Origin of the sequence: Mesorhizobium sp. M4A.F.Ca.ET.050.02.1.1 (genome assembly GCF_003997725.1) — a bacterium.
Lineage (GTDB): Bacteria > Pseudomonadota > Alphaproteobacteria > Rhizobiales > Rhizobiaceae > Mesorhizobium.
Genome location: NZ_RZSG01001427.1, coordinates 1 through 593, shown reverse-complemented (window position 1 = coordinate 593; position 593 = coordinate 1). Strand labels below are relative to the sequence as shown.

At 66.3% G+C, this 593-nt stretch carries 1 protein-coding gene; it reads left to right on the top strand.

Translation table 11 applies throughout. The features are described 5' to 3' along the window. Positions 1–530 (top strand): hypothetical protein (locus EOA33_RS39615; protein ID WP_190234545.1); only part of this gene is annotated, 530 nt, incomplete at its 5' end. Positions 531–593: the final 63 nt, after the last annotated feature.

Here is a 593-nt window from a genome sequence, read left to right as displayed (position 1 = left end):
GCGTCGCCTTCCGCTGGGCGAATTTCGGCAGCGACGGCAGAGAAGGCTATGACGACGAGCTGGTCACCGTGCGGTTTCCGCGGCGCGGCAGGCATGACGCCCCGACGGCGCGCTGGAAGAAGGCGTTTGGGCGCGTCGGGTCATGCCTGCCGAAGGCCGTGCGGAGCCCGACGCTGTTCATGGCGCATCCGCACGGCTTCCCGATCGGGCAGCGCAGGACGCTGGTCGACGGCATGACGCTCGACAGGCATCAAGCCGCCATGCCGATGGAATGGAAGCTCGGCTGGATCCGCCACTATGCGGTGAAGTCGCGGCAGGAATTGCTGAGCAAGCACGCCCGCGGCGGAGGCTTCACGCCGGCGAGCGAGGCGCCCTCGCTGGAAGAGTATATCGCGACGAGGGATCAGAATGACATTCTTGATCCGCTCGACGACGCGGCGATCGAGGTCCTGCGGGCCAAGGTGGCGGAGATCGTCCGCTCGCTCGATCCGGCGATCCTTGCGCAGACGCGGCCGCTTTTCCTTGACTGAGGATTGGTGGCCCGTCGCTGTCGTTTCACGGGATGAGTACCACGCCGCTTGTCCTCGCTTGAG